9 protein-coding genes are annotated in these 16,635 nt (G+C 62.9%); 8 read left to right on the forward strand and 1 reads right to left on the reverse strand.

Features of this window, described 5'->3' with window-relative positions; all coding sequences use genetic code 11:
• The first annotated feature begins 80 nt into the window (after nt 1-80).
• The 5 genes from EKO19_RS30530 to EKO19_RS30545 all read left to right on the forward strand — a co-directional run bounded on the left by EKO19_RS30530 (nt 81) and on the right by EKO19_RS30545 (nt 10,931).
• Entirely contained in the window at nt 81-3,263 is a 3,183-nt protein-coding gene (locus tag EKO19_RS30530; RefSeq protein WP_129781199.1) for an efflux RND transporter permease subunit, read from the forward strand.
• Nucleotides 3,256-4,698 carry an efflux transporter outer membrane subunit gene (locus EKO19_RS30535; protein WP_129781200.1) on the forward strand — a complete coding sequence of 481 codons (1,443 nt, stop codon included), beginning with the start codon at nt 3,256-3,258 and terminating at the stop codon, nt 4,696-4,698. The genes EKO19_RS30530 and EKO19_RS30535 overlap by 8 nt, the downstream gene beginning before the upstream one ends.
• Nucleotides 4,699-4,788: 90 nt before the next feature.
• The gene (locus EKO19_RS38470) at nt 4,789-4,965 is read left to right on the forward strand and encodes a hypothetical protein (protein ID WP_157995509.1); all 177 of its coding nucleotides are present in this window, start codon (nt 4,789-4,791) and stop codon (nt 4,963-4,965) included.
• Between the two features lie 44 nt (nt 4,966-5,009).
• Nucleotides 5,010-6,419 (forward strand): dGTP triphosphohydrolase, encoded by a 1,410-nt coding sequence (gene dgt, locus EKO19_RS30540; RefSeq protein ID WP_129781201.1) that lies wholly within the window; start codon nt 5,010-5,012, stop codon nt 6,417-6,419.
• Nucleotides 6,420-6,545: 126 nt separating this feature from the next.
• Nucleotides 6,546-10,931, forward strand: a complete 4,386-nt coding sequence (locus EKO19_RS30545; RefSeq protein WP_129781202.1) for a DEAD/DEAH box helicase — start codon at nt 6,546-6,548, stop codon at nt 10,929-10,931.
• On the opposite strand, the gene EKO19_RS30550 is transcribed toward EKO19_RS30545, so the two are convergent.
• Nucleotides 10,928-11,731: a GIN domain-containing protein gene (locus tag EKO19_RS30550; RefSeq protein WP_129781203.1), complete on the reverse strand. Its 804-nt coding sequence runs from the start codon at nt 11,729-11,731 to the stop codon at nt 10,928-10,930. The genes EKO19_RS30545 and EKO19_RS30550 overlap by 4 nt on opposite strands.
• Before the next feature lie 381 nt (nt 11,732-12,112).
• On the opposite strand from EKO19_RS30550, the gene EKO19_RS30555 reads away from it, so the two are divergent.
• The 3 genes from EKO19_RS30555 to EKO19_RS30565 all read left to right on the forward strand — a co-directional run bounded on the left by EKO19_RS30555 (nt 12,113) and on the right by EKO19_RS30565 (nt 16,579).
• Nucleotides 12,113-13,357, forward strand: a complete 1,245-nt coding sequence (locus EKO19_RS30555; protein ID WP_129781204.1) for a diguanylate cyclase — start codon at nt 12,113-12,115, stop codon at nt 13,355-13,357.
• Nucleotides 13,358-13,532: 175 nt separating this feature from the next.
• Complete coding sequence (gene fbp, locus EKO19_RS30560; RefSeq protein WP_217705713.1) at nt 13,533-14,549, forward strand: class 1 fructose-bisphosphatase; 1,017 nt, start codon at nt 13,533-13,535, stop codon at nt 14,547-14,549.
• Between the two features lie 182 nt (nt 14,550-14,731).
• Nucleotides 14,732-16,579 (forward strand): beta-ketoacyl-[acyl-carrier-protein] synthase family protein, encoded by a 1,848-nt coding sequence (locus EKO19_RS30565; RefSeq protein ID WP_129781205.1) that lies wholly within the window; start codon nt 14,732-14,734, stop codon nt 16,577-16,579.
• Nucleotides 16,580-16,635 lie beyond the last annotated feature (56 nt).

A 16,635-nucleotide genomic window follows, 5' to 3' on the forward strand; every position in this document is an offset into this window, starting at 1 on the left:
TTTTGCATGACCTGTCTGGCTGCTGCCCCGCGCAGCGGCCCTAGGGGACGCTTTCGCCCCCGTTTTGTGGGGAGTTCTTTATGAAATTCGCACGCTTCTTTATCGACAGACCGATCTTTGCCGCGGTCGTCTCGATCATCATCTTCCTGGTCGGCGCCATCGCCATGTGGAAGCTGCCGATCAGCCAGTACCCGGAAGTCGTGCCACCGACGGTGGTGGTCACGGCCTCGTATCCGGGCGCCAATCCCAAGGTGATCGCCGAAACGGTCGCCGCGCCGCTCGAACAGGAAATCAATGGCGTCGAGAACATGCTCTACATGTCCTCGCAGGCCACGAGCGACGGCCTGATGACTCTGACCGTCACCTTCCGTCTCGGCACCAACGTCGACACGGCGCAGGTGCAAGTTCAGAACCGCGTGGCGCAAGCCTTGCCGCGATTGCCTGAAGACGTGCGGCGAGTCGGCGTCACGACGCTGAAAGCCTCGCCCGACCTGCTGCTGGTCGTGCACCTCACTTCGCCGGACGGCCGCTACGACACCGTCTATCTGCGTAACTATGCGACCCTGCAGGTTCGCGACGTGCTCGCGCGTCTGCCCGGCATGGGTGACGTGCGCTTGTTCGGTTCGGGCGATTACTCCATGCGCGTGTGGCTCGATCCGGAGCGCATCGCCAGCCGCGGCCTCACCGCCGGCGACGTGGTGAATGCAATTCGCGAACAGAACGTGCAAGTGGCCGCCGGCGTCATCGGCGCCGATCCCGCGCCCGCCAATGTCGATTATCAATTGAACGTCACCGCGTCGGGCCGCTTGATCACCGAAGAGCAGTTCAGCGACATCGTGGTCAAGGCGCTGCCGGACGGCTCGGTCACGACGCTGAAAGACGTGGCCCGCATCGAGCTCGGTGCCGGCCAATATTCCCTGCGCAGCTTGTTGAACAACAGCTCGGCGGTCGCGATTCCGGTGTTCCAGGCGCCCGGCGCCAACGCGCTGGAGCTGTCGGACGCCGTGCGCTCGACCATGGCGGAGCTGAGCAAGAACTTCCCCGAAGGCATCAAGTACGAAATCGTCTATGACCCGACGGTGTTCGTGCGCGACTCCATCACGGCGGTGATTCATACATTGCTGGAAGCGCTGGCGCTGGTCGTCATCGTGGTCATCGTGTTCTTGCAGACCTGGCGCGCTTCGGTGATCCCGCTGCTCGCCGTCCCCGTGTCCATCATCGGCACGTTCGCGCTGATGCTCGCCTTCGGCTTCTCCATCAACGCGCTGTCGCTGTTCGGCCTGGTGCTGGCCATCGGTATCGTGGTCGACGACGCCATCGTCGTGGTCGAGAACGTCGAACGAAACATCGAGGCTGGACTGGCGCCGCTGGAGGCGACGTACAAGGCGATGGATGAGGTCAGTGGCCCCATCATCGCGATCGCCCTGGTGCTGGTCGCGGTGTTCGTGCCGATCGCGTTCATCACCGGTCTCACCGGCGAGTTCTACAAGCAGTTCGCGCTGACCATCGCCATCTCGACGGTGATCTCCGCGATCAACTCGCTGACCCTGAGCCCGGCGCTGGCCTCGCTGCTGTTGAAGCCGCACGGCGCCAAGCCGGATGCGCTGACTCGGGGCATGGACAAGGTGTTCGGCCGGTTCTTCCGCGCCTTCAACAACTTCTTCCATCGCTCCGGTGACAAATACGTCGGCGGCGTGCGTGGCGTGCTTCGTCACAAGAGCATGACGATGGGTGTGTTCGCGCTGCTGCTGGTCGCCACCTGGGGCCTGTTCCAGGCGACGCCGAAGGGCTTCATTCCGGTGCAGGACAAGCAGTATCTGATCACGCTGATTCAATTGCCGAACGCGGCTTCGTTGAATCGCACCGACGATATCGTTCGTCAGGTGGGCGAGATCGGCAAGAAGATCCCGGGCGTGCGCGATGCCGTGCAATTCCCCGGCCTGTCGGTCGCCGGCTTCACCAACAGCCCGAACTCGGCCATCGTGTTCTTCGGCCTGGAGGACTTCGACAAGCGCAAGACGCCTGAGCTGTCCGGCTTCGCGATCGCGCAGCAGTTGAACGGTGCGCTGAGCGCCATCAAGGAAGCGCAGATCGTGACGTTCCCACCGCCGCCGGTGAATGGTCTCGGCACGCTCGGCGGCTTCAAGCTGCAGCTGGAAGATCGCGCCGACCTGGGCTACGACGAGTTGTACAAGGCGACGCAGGCGGTGATGGCGAAAGCGCGGCAGGCGCCGGAGCTCACGGGTGTGTTCTCGAACTATGAAGTGAACGTGCCGCAGATCCTCGCCGACGTGAATCGCGTCAAGGCGAAGGAACACGGCGTGCCGCTCAACAACGTGTTCGAGACGTTGCAGGTGTATCTCGCGTCCCAGTACGTGAATGACTTCAATCGCTTCGGCCGCACCTACAAGGTGATCGCGCAGGCGGACTACGACTACCGCGCAAAGCCTGAGGACATTCTGCGATTGAAGACGCGTAACGAAGCGGGCGAGATGGTACCGCTGGGCTCGGTCGTGCAGGTGTCGCAGACCTACGGCCCGGATCGAGTGTTCCGTTACAACGGCTATCTGACTGCCGACATCAACGGCGGTCCGGCGCTGGGTTATTCGACCGGTCAGGCCAAGGCGGTGATGGAGCGCATCCTCGCCGAGAACCTGCCGAACGGCGTGAAGTACGAGTGGACCGATCTGACCTATCAGGAAATCCTGGTCGGCAACAGCTCGGTGTTCGTATTCCCGCTGTGCGTGCTGCTGGTCGTGCTGGTACTCGCTGCGCTGTATGAGAGCTGGACGTTGCCTCTGGCCATCGTTGCGATCGTGCCGATGGCGCTGCTGTCCGCGATCTTCGGTGTGTGGATCACCGGCGGCGACAACAACATCTTCACTCAGATCGCACTGTTCGTGCTGGTCGGCCTGGCGAGCAAGAACGCGATTCTGATCGTCGAGTTCGCCAAGGACCGCGAGATGGCCGGCGTCGATCCGTTCAACGCCGCGCTGGAAGCGGCCCGCCTGCGACTGCGCCCCATCCTGATGACTTCGATCGCATTCATCATGGGTGTGGTGCCGCTGGTGCTCGCGTCGGGCGCCGGTGCGGAGATGCGTCACGCCATCGGTATCGCCGTGTTCTCCGGCATGCTCGGTGTGACTTTCTTCGGCCTGTTCCTGACCCCGGTGTTCTACGTCCTGCTGCGCGCGGCCGTCGTCAAGAAGTTCCGCACGCATAAACAACCAGAGGCCATCGAAGGAGCGGCCCATCATGCGTAACCTGAAACAAGTGACGTTGAGTCTGAGCAAGAAGTTGTCCGTCCTCGCGGTGAGCGCCGTGCTCGCCGCATGCGCGGTCGGACCGGATTACAAACAGCCCGAGACCAAGTCGCCCGATCAATTCGTGAGCACCGATCCGGCGCAGTTCGCGACGGCTGAGGTCGAGGGCGATTTCTGGAAAGCCTTCAACGATGAACAGTTGAACTCGTTGATCGAAGAAGCGCTGACCGCGAATCATGACATTCGCATCGCGACTGCCAGCTTGCGGGAAGCGCGTGCCATTCGAGGTGAGTCACGACTGGACTTCGCGCCGACAGTGACCGCTTCGGGCGGTAAGACCGAATCACGAGGCAGCGTACGTCAGGCCGCTGGTTTCGCGCGTGATCAGGACTATTACGATGCGGGCTTCGATGCGTTCTGGGAGCTGGACTTCTTCGGTCGCATCCGTCGCAACGTCGAGGCGAACTCGGCGCTCGTACAGGCGGCCGAGGCGGGCGTGTACAGCACTCAGGTGAGCATCACGGCTGAAGTCGCGCGTAACTATTTTGAGTTGCGTGGCTCACAGCAGCGGCTCGAAGTTGCTCAACGTAACGCTGAGAACCAGCGTGAGACGCTTCGAATCACGACTGCCCGGCTCGATGCCGGCCGTGGCACGCAACTCGATACGTCACGCGCGCAAGCCCAGCTGTCCGCGACGCTGGCGACGATTCCGGATTTCGAATCCGCGATCACCAGCAGCATCCTGCGACTGGGCGTGCTGACGGGCAAGTCGCCTGAAGCGCTGATTCCGCAGCTTTCGAATGTGCAGAAGCTGCCCACGTTGCCGACCGCTCAAAACATCGGCACGCCGGAACTGCTGTTACGTCGTCGGCCTGACATCAAGGTCGCCGAGCGCCAACTGGCATCGGCCACCGCACAGATCGGCGTCGCGGTCGGTGATTTGTTCCCGCGCATCTCGTTCGTCGGCCGCTGGGGCTTCGACGCCATCGACAGCGGCGACCTCGGCAAGGCCAGCTCCGAAAGCTACGCCTTCGGCCCGAGCATTCAGTGGGCCGCGTTCGACCTCGGTCGCGTCCGTCAGCAGATCAAACAGCGTGAAGCCGCGACTGATCGTGCCTTGGCCGTGTACGAGCAGACGGTATTGCAAGCATTGGAAGAAACCGATGCGAGCATGACTGCGTACGTGAAGGCCAAGGTGAAACAAGCTCACCTGCAAGACAGCACCACCGCTTCCCTCGAAGCCGTAACGCTGGCTCGCGCCCGGTACGAGAGCGGGGTCGCCGATTTCCTCACCGTCCTCGACGCCGAGCGCAGCGCTTTAACGGCGGAAGACCAACTCGCTCTGAGCGAGACGCAGACGGCGACCGCGCTGCTCGCAACGTATAAGGCGCTGGGCGGCGGCTTCCGGCCGCTGGATGCTCAGGCGAAGCTGTAACGCAATTCTGCAAGCCAACGCCGGCAGCAAGTGATAGCATTTTCTGCTATCACTTGCCCTATCAACGGCGTCGCCAGCCAGGATTACTGAATGAGCAACAACAAAACCGTCGCTGCTTCGGCCAATCGGGAACAGCTCAATGCCCCGTATGAAGCGATCAAGGGGGTACAGCAAGAGGCTCAAAAGCGCATGGAGCGCGTGAATCGTATCTTGCGTGAATCCAAGGACGCAGTTGCCGCAAGGAAAGCTGCCGCTCAGCGCGGCTAGCACTTTATGGGGGCCACTACGCTCCCGGCTCTGGTCTATGGCAGATGCCAGAGCTCTACACTGCAGGTGACATCACACGAATAAGCGGCGCGGATGGCGCCGACGCGACTCGCGAGCCTGGTCGCAGCCCATTTAGAAAAGATTACTCCCGGCTGCTGCACGCACCTTCCTTTCGACGCCTGCAAGGCAAGACCCAGTTATTTCCAGGGACCGAGTCGGATTTCTTTCGGAACCGGCTGACACATTCGCTGGAAGTGGCGCAGATCGCCGGTGGCATAGCGCGGCGACTCAACTCCCTCGACGCGCAGCGACCTCAAATCGATCCTGACCTGGTGGAGTTCGCGGGCCTGGCTCACGACTTGGGTCATCCACCTTTTGGCCACAACGGGGAACGTGCTCTCGACGAGTTGATGCGTCAGTTCGGCGGCTTCGAAGGCAACGCCCAGACCCTTCGCATTCTCGGTCAGGTCGAGCGCAAGGAGATCATCGACCGGGCAGGCATACGACGGTACGACTGCGGACTGGACCTGTGCCATCGAACCCTTGCATCGATTCTGAAGTACGACAAAGTCATTGCACTCGAGCGGCCCACGGGAGCCCTGATCGAAAAGGGCTACTACGAGACCGAAGCTGCTCTCGTCGAAAGAATCAAAGCCGCTGTGAGCCAGGGCTACTCGGGGAGGTTCAAGACACTGGAATGTCAGATCATGGATCTGGCGGACGATATCGCGTATTCGACCTACGATCTCGAAGATTCGATGCACGCCGGTTTCGCGACCCCGCTCACCTTGATGGACTCGCTGATAAACGACGAACAAATCTGCGTCGCCGTCCTCCGAAGGACAAACAAGAGCCTCGCCGAGAACGGCTATGAGGGAATTGCAGCCGGAGAACTTTGGGAGTTCGCCGCTGAGATCTTCGGAGACGCCGGGTTCGGCAGCAGCTGTCCAGCGGAGCCGAACGCAAGCGAACTGCTAAAAACCGCGCTCGCGGGAGTGCAGTGTTTTACTGTCGATCGCAACCTGAGTTCCAACGGCACTTCGCGCACATTCTTCACCGCGGACCGAGTTGGAAGACTGATAAGCAATGTCGAGCTTGCCTGGAACGAATCCTACCCAGCCTTCTCGACCGTGCGCCTGACCCGCGACGCCTTGATTCAAGTCGAAATCGTAAAACATCTGAATTTCGAGCTGGTGATCCGGTCGCCGCGCCTCGCTGTCGTGGAGTACCGAGGCAAGGACATCGTTCGAGATATCTTCACGGCGCTGCGCGAAAGCAAGGGCGGCTTGCTGCCGCAGGATTGGAAAAGCAGATACCACTCGGCCCAGCATGAAAGCGAGGCGGCCACATGCCGCGTCATCTGCGATTTCGTCGCGGGGATGACGGATCGGTATGCCGTCGAATTCCATTCGGCCATCGCGGGAGAGGGAGCGAGCATATTCAGGCCGCTATAACGGCGCCCTGGGCGAAACAAGACGCCCCTTGGCAGGAATCAGGGGCAGCATGCCATCCGTCCCCAGACCCGCTCTTGAACTCGCGTCATCGTTCTCAACGTCTGGGGTATGCTCGACGCTGCCCCCATGAGTCACACCCCTTATTTCCATCCGGCGGTCGACGCCTGGTTCAACAGTCGCTTTCCTGCGCCCACGCCGGCGCAGGCGGATGCGTGGCCGGCGATTCAGTCGGGAAAACATGTACTGATCGCGGCTCCCACGGGTTCAGGCAAGACGCTGGCGGCGTTTCTGGCGGCGATCGATGAGCTGATCCGGGAAGGCGAGCAGTTCGGGCTGCCGGATGAGACGCGTATCGTTTATGTCTCGCCGTTGAAGGCGCTGTCGAACGACATCAATCGCAACCTCGAAGCACCGCTCGCGGGCATTCGCGACAAGTTGCTCGAGTTGGGGATGCGCGATGTCGATCTCCGCACCTGGGTTCGCACGGGCGACACGCCTCAATACGAGCGCACGCAGGCGGCGCGCAAGCCGCCGCACATTGTTGTAACGACGCCGGAGTCGCTGTACATCCTGCTCGGCTCGGAGTCGGGTCGTGAGATGTTGAGCACGACGCGCACAGTGATCGTCGACGAAATCCACGCCGTCGCGGGCAGCAAGCGCGGCTCGCATTTGTCGCTGTCGTTGGAGCGGTTGGAAGCACTGGTCGGCCGGCGCTTGACGCGCGTCGGTTTGTCGGCGACTCAGCAGCCGATTGAGGAAGTCGCGCGCTTTCTGGTCGGCGGTCGTTATCTGCTGCCGAACGGCGAGGCCGATTGCACCATCGTCGACAGCGGTCACATTCGCAAGCGTGATCTGGCCATCGAGCTGCCCGACGAGCCGTTGGAAGCGGTGATGTCGAATGAAACCTGGGGGCAGGTTTACGACCGTCTCACCGAGCTCATCAAGGAACATCGCACGACGCTGATCTTCGTGAACACGCGACGGACGGCCGAGCGGATCTGTCGTCAGCTCACCGAGCGCCTGGACAAGGACAAACCCAAAGACGCGCCACCCTCGGTCACCGCCCATCATGGCAGCCTGGCGAAGGAGCTGCGTTTCGACGCCGAGCAGCGGTTGAAATTCGGCCAGCTCAAAGCGCTGGTAGCCACTGCATCGCTAGAGCTCGGCATCGACATTGGCGATGTCGATCTGGTGTGTCAGATCGCCTCGCCACGCACGATCAACGCATTTCTGCAGCGAGTCGGGCGCTCCGGTCACGCGGTCGGCGCGACGCCGAAAGGGCGTTTGTTTCCTCAGTCGCGCGACGATCTTCTGGAATGCACGGCATTGCTCGACAGCGTGCGTCGAGGCGAGCTGGATCGACTGAAGATTCCGGTCGCACCGATCGATGTGCTGTCTCAACAAATCGTCGCCGAAGCCGCTGCCCGCGAGTGCACGGAACAAGTGCTGTTCGACCTGATTCGCTCCGCGTATCCGTTCAGAAGCGTGACGCGCGAGGCGTTTGACGAGATCGTGCACATGCTGGCCGAGGGGTTCACGACCCGTCGCGGTCGGCACGGCGCCTTGCTGTATCACGATGCCGTCAATCACATCATCAAAGGCCGCAAGGGCGCGCGCCTGACCGCGATTACTTCAGGCGGCGCGATCCCGGACACGGCCGACTATCAGGTGATGCTCGAGCCAGAAGGCGTTCTGGTCGGCACACTCAACGAAGACTTCGCAGTCGAGAGCATGGCCGGCGACGTGTTCCAGCTCGGCAACTCGTCGTATCGAATCCTGCGCGTCGAGCGCAACACGGTGCGGGTACAGGACGCGAAGGGTGAAGCCCCGAGCATTCCCTTCTGGCTCGGCGAAGCGCCGGGGCGGACGGATGAGCTGTCTGCTGCCGTCTCGCGCCTGCGCGAAGAGATCGAAGGCCGGCTCGACGAACACACCTATAACGGCGACACGGCCAGGTCCGGTGCGTTCAAGTGGCTGACCGAAGACGTTGGCATCGGCGACGTTGCCGCCGGTCAGATCGTTTCCTATCTGGCGGCGGCGCAGGCCGCGCTGGGCGCGCTGCCGACCCAGAAGAAAGTGATTTTCGAGCGTTTCTTCGACGAGTCCGGCGGCATGCAGCTGGTGATTCACTCGCCGTTTGGCAGCCGGATCAATCGCGCGTGGGGCCTGGCACTGCGCAAGCGTTTCTGCCGCACGTTCAACTTCGAGCTGCAGGCCGCGGCCACCGAAGACACCATCATCCTGTCGCTGACCGGCTCGCACAGTTTCGAGCTGCTGGATGTCGCGAAGTATCTGCATCCGAACACCGCGCGCGACATCTTGATTCAAGCCATGCTCGATGCGCCGATGTTCAACACGCGCTGGCGTTGGGGCGCATCGATCGCGCTGGCGCTGCCAAGATTCCGCGGCGGCAAGAAGATCCCACCGCAGATTGCGCGCATGAATGCGGAAGATCTGCTCGCGTCGGTGTTTCCGGATCAAGTGGCGTGCGGCGAGAACATTGTCGGCGACATCGTGGTACCCGATCACCCGCTGGTCCGACAGACGGTGCGCGACTGCCTGGAAGAAGCCATGGACATCGAAGGCTTCGAACGGCTGCTGCGGGCACTCACCGGTCAGCAGATCCAGGTGGAAGCGCGCGATCTTACCGAGCCATCGCCGCTCGCTCTGGAAGTGTTGAATGCGCGGCCCTACGCCTATCTCGACGACGCACCGCTCGAGGAGCGACGCACCCAGGCGGTGATGAGCCGTCGCTGGATGGACCCGCAGTCCGCTTCCGACATCGGCAAGCTCGATCCCGCCGCGATCGCGCGGGTTCGTGAAGAAGCCTGGCCCGACGCCAGTAACGCCGATCAGCTGCACGATGCATTGCTGTGGCTGACCTTCCTGACGACTGAAGAAGTCGAGAGCCAACCGGCCTGGCCGGCGTTGTGTCAGGACCTCATCACACAGAAACGACTGACCAAGCTCGACACCGGCGATACAACCGTCTTCGTCGCGACGGAGCGCGTGCCTTACTTCGAGTCGCTGTTCCCCAATGTCTCGATGAACCCGCCAATCGTCGTGCCCGCCGTCTACGCGGCCAAACGTGATCGCGACGAAGCGGCCCGCGAGATCGTGCGCGGCAGATTGGGCGGACTCGGCCCGACCACCGCCGCACAACTCGCCGCATCGTTCGGTGGGAACATCGAAGATGTCGACGGCGCGTTGCTGGCGCTCGAAGCAGAGGGCACCGCCATGCGCGGCACCTTCGAGTCGGAAAGCACCGCTGGCACTCAATGGTGCGATCGTCGCCTGCTGGCCCGCATTCATCGCTACACGGTGAAACGGCTGCGCGCCGAGATCGAACCGGTGCAGGCGCGCGATTTCCTGCGCTTCCTGTTCGACTGGCAGCGCGTGACGCCGAACCATCGCATGCAGGGGCCGGACTCAGTGCCTGCCATCCTTTCTCAACAGGAAGGCTTCGATGCGCCTGCCGGCGCGTGGGAAACAGAAATATTGCCGGCGCGCATCGCCGAGTACGAACCCGCGTGGCTGGACGAACAATGTCTCGCCGGTCGCATCATCTGGACCCGTCTCGCCACTCGCAGCGGCGACTCGGAGCGGGGTGCCGCGCCGGTGCGCTCGACACCGATCGCGCTGCTGCCTCGACGCAATGTGAAACAGTGGTCGCAGTTCTCCACCAGCGTCGAACGCTCGCAGCTCACCGACAAAGCTCAGCGCGTTGCCGAGTACATCGAAGAGAACGGCGCCTCGTTTTACGATGAGATCGTCGATCACGTCGGGCTGCTGCCCGTCCAAGTGGAAGAAGCATTGGGCGAACTGGTCGCGCTTGGTTTGGTGAACTCCGACAGCTTCGGCGGCCTGCGTGCGTTGTTGATGCCAGCGGATCGACGCCGCAACAGCGCGCGCGATCGGCGCCGACAGCGCCGCATCGCCATCTTCGGCATGCAGGATGCCGGCCGGTGGGCGCTGGTCCGGAGAAAAGAAGCAAAGCTCGACGACACGAAGCCCATGCCTCCGCGCAATGACGAGGCCATCGAGCATATCTGTCACACGTTGCTGAGGCGTTGGGGCGTCGTGTTCTGGAAACTGCTGGAGCGCGAAGCCGATTGGTTGCCACCGTGGCGCGATCTGCTGATGTGTTTCCGTCGATTGGAAGCCCGCGGAGAAATTCGTGGCGGCCGGTTCGTTGCGGGTTTCTCGGGCGAACAGTTCGCACTACCGGAGGCGATCGGTCAGCTGCGTGAAGTGCGTCGACGTGAGAACGATCTGCAACTCGTGTCGTTATCCGCCGCGGATCCGCTGAATCTCGTCGGCATTCTCACACCGGGCGGGCGACTGCCGGCGCTGACGGGCAATCGTGTGTTGTATCGAGACGGTGTGCCGGCGGCCATCTATGTCGGCGGCGAAGTGAAATTCATCGAACAGCTCGAAGCGGCCGAGCAATGGCAGGTTCGCGGCGCGTTGTTGAGGCGCCAGGTGCCGGCGCCGCTCGCCGATCTGGCTTAAATGACGATGATCCGGCCTTCCTTACGATCCACTTTTTCCTGCTTCGGATCTTCGCGCTCCAACGGCTGTGAGTCCGGGTCGGCGGGTTTCGCTTCGGGTTCCGGCATGGGCTCGGCATTCGAGGCTTCGCTCGGATCCTGACGGGAGATCGTGCCCAAGCCGTTCATGCGCGTGTTCACCTTGCGCGGCGAACCGGTGTAGAAGATCGCGCCGACGCCATTCATCGTCGCATCCAGCGATTCCTGCGGGTTCACGACCACGCTGCCCACGCCATCGACCGTTACTTTCGCGTCCGCCACCGTGAGTTTGCTCAGATCGGCATGACCCGCCCCGGCCAATCGCACCGTGAGCTCATCCAACCGACCGTTCGCGATGATATTGGCCGCGCCGGCCGCTTTGATTTTGGTGTCCCCGCCATGCAAGCCGACCAGGCTCACGTCGTTGCCGCCTTCCAGCTCCAGGGAGTCGAGCTTGGGCACCGTGATCTGAATGGTGAGGCGCGAGTTGTTCCGGATCACCCAGTCGCGCGCCTTGTTCTTGATATGGAGCGTGCCGCCGCTGACGCTGGTCTCGGTGCGGCCGACGGAGGTTTCGTTGCCGCTGACCAGCACCGACACCGGCTCGCCCACCTTGATCTCCAGCTTGGCCGCGCCCTGCAGGCTGATCGAGTCGAAGGACTGGACCTCGCGGCGTTCGCTCACCACGGGACCTCCGTCACCGCCGCCGTCATGACCGCCGTCGCTGCAGCCGCCTAACAGCGCCAGAACGACGAGCCCGCCCAGCATGGGAAGTTTGTTCATGACCCGACCTCGGAGGGATTTTACATAGCCCCTGATGGATCATGATGGGCCGGCCGGTCCGGCGGAAGACGATGCCGGTGAATCGCGGCCCGACACCGGCGAGGCCGGGAGGCTGTGCGATGCAAAGAAGCCCAGCCGCGGTCATCCCGCGGGAAGCCGGGAGCAAAGCTTCGACTACATCCGCGCGGCCGTAACATGGGTGTGCGAAGGTGCCTCCCACGCCAGCCGACCCCCTTCTGGGGCTCCAGCCGATTGTGACTCAGGTCACAACTTTCCAACTTCGACCCGCTGCCGCGACGATTTCGACCCCATGCTGTGAGGGTAATGCGATTTTCGTCCGTGCTCTTGGAGCGCGTACAGGGTTAACCTACTTCCGTGCAGATGAAGCCTCCCCCAACCAAGCACCGCAACTTCCTACGCGAGCGCTTCGCGAAGCTGTTGCCGCCGCTTTCCTTCGCCGAGCCGCTCGAGAGTCAGTATCGGAACTGGCATACGGAGCACGTGCGCGAGCGGGTGAAGTACACGATGCTGCCCGCGATGGGCCTGCTGTTGATCGTGTCAATGGCGGGCGGTCCCTTCCGGGCGCTGCGCGAATCGTTGTTCGCCCCGGACCAGATGTTCATCGTCGACCTGCTCCGCTTCGGCGTGGTGTTGCCGACCTGCACGGCGATGCTGTTGGTCACCTACACCAAGCTCTATTCCCGTTGGTTGACGTTCGCCGCGCCCGTCGTGGCGCTCCTGCAGAGCCTCTGTATCGTAGCCTGTGACTTGCTCATGCATCGCCAGGGTTATTCGCTCAGCTCGGTGCTGCCAATGCTGGTGCTGTCGGCCTACATGCTGTTCGGCATGATGCAGGCTCAAGCGACCATCACCGCAACCGCCATCGTCGTCGCTTACGGTCTGACGGGCTGGGTCGCCGGCTTGAACAGCGGCCAACGTCTGTTCGATCTGGCCATGACCTCGTTCGCGCTGGTGCTGGGATTTTTCTTCTACTACAGCTTCTCGCGCACGCAGCGGTTGAACTGGTTCCGAAACATGATGCTGACCGACTCGGTGCATCGTGACGCCCTCACCAACATCGGCAACCGTCGCATGTTCGACGCGCACATCGAACGTTTGTGGAATCAGGCGATCCGCACGCGCGCGCCGATCGCGCTGCTGCTGGTCGACCTCGATCATTTCAAGGCGTTCAACGATCACGCCGGCCATCAGGCGGGCGATCATTGTCTGGCACGCGTCGCCAGTGCCATCGCGCAGTCGGCGCGGCGGCCGTTGGACATCGCGGCTCGCTATGGCGGTGAGGAATTCGTCGTGCTGTTGTTCGATGTGAACCGCGATCGCGTCGAAGAGCTGTGCCGCGAGATGCATAACAATCTGGCGGCGCTGGAGCTGCCGCATCCGGCGTCGTCGGTCGGTCCGCATGTGACTGTGAGCATCGGTGCCGCATGCGTGGAGCCGCAGACCGGCCGCAATCACGATGGCCTGATCCAGCTCGCCGACGAGGCGCTGTACGCGGCGAAAGAAGGCGGCCGCAATCGGACCGTCGTGATGGACCGCGAATATGCGACGCTCAAAACCGGTGCGTTCCGCGTACCGCGCAAACGCGCTCGAAACGAAGCCGCCTGACTCTGTATTGCGACGGCGGCGCCGTTCGACCGCCCATTATTTCTCATGGACAGCGTTATCAAGTGACGCGGTCCCTCGGCGCGCGGTTTTCTGATGATACATTTCGAGTGACGCCACGGATCCATCCGGTCCGCCGGTGCATTACATCGAACTTCAATCGGAAGCCCCACGCCGCATGTCCGCCATGATCGATACGCCCGCCGTCGCGCCCGCCCGGCCCAACGAGATCGTTACGCTCCAAGCTCACATCTTGCAGCAGCAGACCCGTTATCCCGAGGCGAGCGGTCAGTTCTCCTGGATCCTGTCGGCGCTGGCGATCTCGGCGAAGATGATCGCCTCGCATGTCCGCCGCGCGCGGCTCGACGACGTGCTGGGCACGGTGGGCAATCAAAACGTTCAGGGTGAGCAGCAGCAGAAGCTGGACGTCATCGCCAACGACATCCTGTTGCGCACGCTCGGCGGCCGCGAAGGCGTGGCCATCGTCGCCTCGGAAGAAAACGAGGAGCCGGTGATCCTGCGCACCGACGACGCCGACGAGCGCAAGTACTGCGTGCTGTTCGATCCGCTGGATGGCTCGTCGAATCTCGATGTCTGCGGCGCCGTCGGCACCATCTTCTCCATCCTGCGCAAGGATCGTCGCTCGCCGACCGCGCAGGCGTCGCTGCTGCAACCGGGCGTCGAGCAGGTCGCGGCGGGTTATGTTCTATACGGCTCGTCGACCGTGTTCGTGCTGACCATCGGCAACGGCGTGGACATGTTCGTGCTGGACCCGGCATACGGCGCCTTCATTCGCGTCGCGCAGGGCCTGCGCATACCGAACGCTCACAAGTGCTACTCGGTCAACGAGGGTAATCGGCTCAGCTTCCCCGAGGGCTATCAGAAGTATCTGGCGTGGGCGCAGGAGCGCGGTTATTCGAGCCGCTATGCCGGCGCGATGGTCGCCGACGTTCATCGCATCCTGTTGCAGGGCGGCGTATTCATGTATCCGCCGACCCGCAAGGCGCCCAAGGGCAAGCTGCGGCTGATGTACGAAGCCAATCCCATGGCCATGATCGTGGAACAGGCCGGCGGCAAGGCGCTGAGCGCGCCGGGCGAGCGCATTCTCGAGGTGCGGCCCACCGACATTCACCAGCGCGTGCCGGTCATCATCGGCAGCAGCGAGGAAGTGGACCACGTCGCCTCGCATTTGTGAGACTTCGCGGGGGGCAGCGGCCCGCCCCCCGCCGATCCAGACTCATTTCAGCCATCTAGAATATCTTCCCGGGGGTATCCGCAGACCCCAGTAATTCATTGTGGATGTCCGCGCGTTGCAGCAACCTGTGACGGCGGAGTGTATTCTTCTATCCTGGTGGTTTGAGTCTTTCGGGAAGCTAAGTGCTCACGGCCGACAAAGTTCTGGTCACGGTAGGAACGCCCTGCTCGATTTCGGCAGTAGGCAGCACGGAGACCTATCGCGCGCGCGTCACCAACGCGCCTGAATTCATCGCGCTGGCCGCGTTCGACGCAGGCCTCGTCGATATCGATCCCCAGCTCGACGGCTCGCTGAAATTGCGCTGGGTCAATGGCGAGAGCACCACCGTCGCCGAAATCGAGCGGCTGCACGGCAAGCAGCTGCGCGCGTCGCTCGGCATCCGTTATATCGACGAGCTCACCGCGCTCGGCAATGCCGTGGTCACCGACGTGGCCGCGTGCCTGCCCCATGACTTCGATCGCGGCGGTTTGCGCAAGCTGGCCGGGCTCACGTACCGCGATGTCCGCGATTCGGCGCTGAAGGACATGTATGGCTTGTTCGATGACGACCCGCGCCTGGGTCCGTCATTGCAGGCGCAGCTATTTGCCTACAGTGGCTTGGGCGCCCTGGCCGCCCTGCCGGTGTCGCTGTCCGAGCTGATCCCGAATCCGTATGAGTTTCGGGTCGCCGGCGCGACCGCCTTTCCGGGCCTGGACGCGCACGGTCAGTTGCGCCCGGCGGGCACGGTCACGCCGGAGAACGACAAGCTGCGCGACAAGTTCGCCATGCGCCTGGCGAACTCATTGTCGTCGCACGGTCCAGCGCTGCTGTCGACGATGCTTGCGCCGTCGTACTCGCTCAGCAAGTCGCTGAAGCATCCCGAGCTGCTCGACACGCTGCGCTCGGCCAGCGGCTACATGCGCGTACCGCAGACTCCGCTGAACGCCGTGGGCGCATGCGCGTCCAGCTCCATCGTGTTCTCCGAGTTCGCGCCGCAGATGGTGCTCGACTATCCCGGCTATCAGCGACCGCAGCTGGTGTTGTGGACCGCGGCCGACGCGGCGACTCGCCCGAACTGGCAGATTCTCGACGCATTCGGTCCCGGCGCGCTGATGACCCGAGGCAAGCTGGAAGCCATCAACGCGGGCCGTAGCCCGGCTGAACAACGCTCGATCGCGGACAGCCTCGCGCCGTTCGACATCGATGCCAACGGCACGGTGGTGGGCGAGGGCGGCTCGGGCCTGGTCGTCACGACGCTCGACTTCGCGTTGCGTAATTTCCTCGATATCACATCCATCATCGTCGGCTGGGGTCAGAGCGGCGAGGCGGGCGGCAAAGCGCACTTCGCGGGTGTGGGCTTCGGCGGCGAGAACGCGTTGATTCACGCGTTGGAGCTGGCTTATCGCGGTCACGGCTATCGCGTGTCCGACTTCCAATATCTGGTCGCGCACGCCACCGGCACGCGTACGAATTCGAAGACCGACCTCACGACCGCTGCCAGCGCGCGAGCCACGGCCGCAGAAAGACAAGGCATCAAAGGCGCCTTGCCGACGGTGGCCGTGGGCACACCGAAGGCGGTGGGCGACGGTCACACCATGGGCGAGACGGGCTTGAAAGCAGTCTCGCAGGCATTGCAGTTCCTGCTCGGCAAACCCACGGTGGGCGTGCCGACGCTACGACATCTCGATCCGGATCTCGGCGCGGTGGCTGAATCGTTCAAGCTGCAATCGGCACCGGTGATTGGCAATGCCGATGGCGGCGCGTTGTGTGCGACTCAAGGCTTCGGCGGTTACAACGGCGCCATGGCTCTGCGCGCGGCGCATGCTGAAGCGTTCGCCCGTTACTCCCCGGATCGCAACGTGCTCGCGGCGTATCTCGAGCGCTGGCCCGAGCTGCGCCGTGAACGCGAACAGCGCGAGCGCTCCGCACGCCTGCGCCGTCGCAGCGCCATCGAGCTGGCGCAATTGCATTGCTGGAAGGGGCTGGATTGAGCCCGGAAGAAGTCGCGCCTTTTTCCGGGCGTGTCAACAGGGCCCTCGGCCGCTTT

It is taken from the genome of Peristeroidobacter soli, from assembly GCF_004138485.1.
Lineage (GTDB): Bacteria > Pseudomonadota > Gammaproteobacteria > Steroidobacterales > Steroidobacteraceae > Steroidobacter > Steroidobacter soli.

Bases quoted from the DNA above. Each gene is read 5' to 3' on its own strand.
- EKO19_RS30530 (WP_129781199.1), top strand. From the start codon at position 81: ATGAAATTCGCACGCTTCTTTATCGACAGACCGATCTTTGCCGCGGTC.
- EKO19_RS30535 (WP_129781200.1), top strand. From the start codon at position 3,256: ATGCGTAACCTGAAACAAGTGACGTTGAGTCTGAGCAAGAAGTTGTCC.
- EKO19_RS38470 (WP_157995509.1), top strand. From the start codon at position 4,789: ATGAGCAACAACAAAACCGTCGCTGCTTCGGCCAATCGGGAACAGCTC.
- dgt (WP_129781201.1), top strand. From the start codon at position 5,010: ATGCCAGAGCTCTACACTGCAGGTGACATCACACGAATAAGCGGCGCG.
- EKO19_RS30545 (WP_129781202.1), top strand. From the start codon at position 6,546: ATGAGTCACACCCCTTATTTCCATCCGGCGGTCGACGCCTGGTTCAAC.
- EKO19_RS30550 (WP_129781203.1), bottom strand. From the start codon at position 11,731: ATGAACAAACTTCCCATGCTGGGCGGGCTCGTCGTTCTGGCGCTGTTA.
- EKO19_RS30555 (WP_129781204.1), top strand. From the start codon at position 12,113: ATGAAGCCTCCCCCAACCAAGCACCGCAACTTCCTACGCGAGCGCTTC.
- fbp (WP_217705713.1), top strand. From the start codon at position 13,533: ATGTCCGCCATGATCGATACGCCCGCCGTCGCGCCCGCCCGGCCCAAC.